Here is a 3,048-nt window from a genome sequence, read left to right on the forward strand (position 1 = left end):
ACGAGATTAGTAGAGTCAGAAAGCGAGCTTGATTCGGACAGAAAGATAGATAAGGATGCAGGGATGAGTCGGAATTAAGGTGTGATTGAGACAAAGAATGCAAAAACGAGATTAGTAGAGTCAGAAAACGAGCTTGATTCGGACAGAAAGATAGATAAGGATGCAGGAATGAGTCGGAAAGAAGGTGTGATTGAGACAAAGAACGCGAAAACGAGATTAGTAGAGTCAGAAAACGAGCTTGATTCGGACAGAAAGATAGACAAGGATGCAGGAATGAGTCGGAAAGAAGGTGTGATTCGGACAAAGAACGCGAAAACGAAATTAATAGAGTCAGAATACAAGCCCTCATTGCAAAAAATTAAAGAGCCACATGGAGGACCACCCAAAATAAAATACACCAACAACAAAAAACCCCATCGAAATAGTTAGATGAGGTTTTATTTTTTACAGTACTAACTTTTATTCGTAGTATGTATTTTTTGTGTTACCAATAGTATTAAAGTTTGCTTTTAGGACTCTCGAATATGTGCGTTTGCATAGGTCAAGTTTGCACCATTCATAAATGGCTTGAGTTGTAATTTTTTGATTAGGAAAAAGCAAATTGAATTCTTTCACATTTCGCAAAATAGCTTGGTCTATTTTTTCCACTCCTCCACAGTTATCACAAACTAGGTTATGGTGATTTATTGTAATCTGAAAGGACTTACAGTTCTTACAAAAGATCCCTTTTTTAACTTTTTCATAAGTATAGGATGGCAACTTGGTGAAGGGGTTCTTCGGCTGATGCAATTCTAATAGTTTTTGAGCAATTTTTCTATCTCCGTCAGTTAACGGAGAAGATCCCTTATTTAAATCTCTCAAAAATCGATTTACTTGAGTTGGTAAAATAAATGGCTGTTCAAGAGGTGCTTGGTATAATGTAAACTCGGGATTGATAAAAATAATGGAGGCATCCACTAGGTAATGTTGATTGAGATTTTGGAGTAATTGGCGGAATAAAGAGGCGCTTCTGTTTATTTGAGTTATGGGGTTTTTATATTCACGGCCAGTTGTAACAGAAAAAAGATTGTCAGATTTAAGGTAACAATCCCCTTGAAAGTTTTTTATATCTAAAACATTAATTATGCCCCTTGAAATAAGCAATGTATCAATTTGGAAAAAGGAGTTGTTTACTTCTAATAAAAGGTCATTGATTATATATCTTTCTTCACGAAGATCATGTAGCATGGAATCAAATTTCACCTCTCCTTCATAGCCTCTTTCAAGGTTTTGGTAGAGAAATTTCTCCTTTGCAGTTAACTCCATTCGAATATCTAACGAACGAAGAGCTAACAATTCCTCTGATTCAGTTCGCACTTTAAGTAACAAACGTCCACTTCCTTTCTATTTATTCATTCCTATTTTAATAGAAATTCAACCTGTTAAATGTGAAAATTCCTTTAACTTTTTGTGTCCAGTGTTCCATAGGAAATACTTATCCATTTCTATAATAAAGATTAAATTTCTTAATCACTCTTTTGCTACTATACTTAAGGTACAAGGGGTGGTAATAAATGGAGTATATTATCCTGTTTTTTATTGGGGTTTGTGCGACGACTTTGGGGACGCTTGCTGGTGGTGGGGGATTAATCAGTTTGCCGTCGATGTTACTTTTAGGTGTACCTGTTCATTCGGCAATTGGAGCGAATAAGGTTTCCAATACAATAAGTTCGTTCTCGAGTTTCTTCTACTTGTTACGTAAAAAGGAGCTCTCTTTAAAAGAATCGGTTTGGATTATACCGGTTAGCCTTTCTGGCGGGATAAGTGGGGGCCTCATCGCTTCACGGATTTCATCAGAAAACATGTATATTGTAGCAATTGTCCTGCTACTATTCGCTTTCATTGTTTCTTTTGTGGGAAAAGGAGATTTTACCGGAAATGAGCCATTGAAGTTCAATAAAATTAGTGCACCCGGGCTATATAGTATTGGCATTTATGATGGGCTATTTGGGCCAGGTCAGGGGACTTTAATGCTCTATTTATATAACCATTTAAATATTGCATACATTCGTGCCGTCGGATTGGTCCGCCTTGCTACATTTTCAAGTTGTTTTGGAGCTGCGATGACCTATATTGCTACTGGTAAGATCATTTGGCCGGTTGCCATTGCCTTGTTACTGGGTTCTTTTACAGGGGCTCAAATCGGGGTGCGTATTGCGCAAAAGTTAAAGCCTCAATATGTAAAGCCAATTTTAAGAATTGTAACAGTACTACTTATTTTTCAAATTGTAACCGAGAATGTTCTTTAAATAAAAATCTGGACTCACTAAATAGTCCAGATTTTTTTGGTTTTTTCTAGTTCTGGTTATCATAATCATAAGGAGTGTGAGTAAAATGAATTCGTTCTGTCCGGTGATGTGGAATGAGGATCCTGTACCCGAAGATGTGAAGAATTGTGAAGATTGTGGGTTGTATGAACAAGGAGCGCGAATGATTTGGGGTGAGGGCAATCCGAAAGCACCCATCATGATTATTTTGGATAATCCAGGTGCTCGTGAAGATCGTGAAGGTAACCCAATGGTTTGTGGAACGAGGCAAACCTTGCAAAAGGCAGTATATGAAGCGGGATTAGATAAAGAGCAAATATATGTTACTTACATTTTAAAACGACAACCGAAACGCGCCTATGATAAGGAAAAGACACGCGAGATTTGTATAAACCATTTGTATACGCAACTGGAGGAACAAAAACCTAAACTTATTGTTTGTCTAGGCAATGTAGCAGTGCAATCTTTTTTTCAGAATCCAGAGCTTGAAGTCAAAGGGCTTAGGGGCAATTTCTATCAAATGAATGGATATCAAACGACTGTTGCGTATCATCCACTCGCGGCCAGAAGAAGGCCAAACTTGTATCCACAACTATTGGAGGATATGAAGTTAGTAGAATCGGAACTTCGGAAGCATATATAAAAAAGGGACGGGTCCACTATGCTGAATGGACTAACCTAAAATAGTGAGACAATATAAAACACCTCCAAAATGGCAATACTTGAGATAAGTATTGTGACA

General features: G+C 37.3%; 4 protein-coding genes. 3 read left to right on the plus strand and 1 reads right to left on the minus strand.

The window, feature by feature from the left end; genetic code table 11:
- Positions 1-81 precede the first annotated feature (81 nt).
- Entirely contained in the window at positions 82-429 is a 348-nt protein-coding gene (locus ACR65M_RS19960) for a hypothetical protein (RefSeq protein ID WP_440274187.1), read from the plus strand.
- A 30-nt stretch (positions 430-459) separates the two neighbouring features.
- Here ACR65M_RS19960 and ACR65M_RS19965 read toward each other — a convergent pair whose 3' ends face one another.
- The gene (locus tag ACR65M_RS19965; protein WP_341333379.1) at positions 460-1,368 is read right to left on the minus strand and encodes a nuclease-related domain-containing protein; all 909 of its coding nucleotides are present in this window, start codon (positions 1,366-1,368) and stop codon (positions 460-462) included.
- A 185-nt stretch (positions 1,369-1,553) separates the two neighbouring features.
- On the opposite strand from ACR65M_RS19965, the gene ACR65M_RS19970 reads away from it, so the two are divergent.
- Both ACR65M_RS19970 and ACR65M_RS19975 read left to right on the plus strand, forming a co-directional pair.
- Positions 1,554-2,288, plus strand: a complete 735-nt coding sequence (locus tag ACR65M_RS19970) for a sulfite exporter TauE/SafE family protein (protein ID WP_341333378.1) — start codon at positions 1,554-1,556, stop codon at positions 2,286-2,288.
- A gap of 85 nt (positions 2,289-2,373) precedes the next feature.
- On the plus strand, positions 2,374-2,949 hold the full coding sequence (locus ACR65M_RS19975; RefSeq protein WP_440274188.1) for a uracil-DNA glycosylase: 576 nt from the start codon (positions 2,374-2,376) through the stop codon (positions 2,947-2,949).
- Positions 2,950-3,048 lie beyond the last annotated feature (99 nt).

It is taken from the genome of Ferdinandcohnia sp. SAFN-114, assembly GCF_059415045.1.

Excerpts from the sequence above, each read along its gene's own strand:
- ACR65M_RS19975 (WP_440274188.1), top strand. The coding sequence starts at position 2,374 with ATGAATTCGTTCTGTCCGGTGATGTGGAATGAGGATCCTGTACCCGAA.
- ACR65M_RS19970 (WP_341333378.1), top strand. The coding sequence starts at position 1,554 with ATGGAGTATATTATCCTGTTTTTTATTGGGGTTTGTGCGACGACTTTG.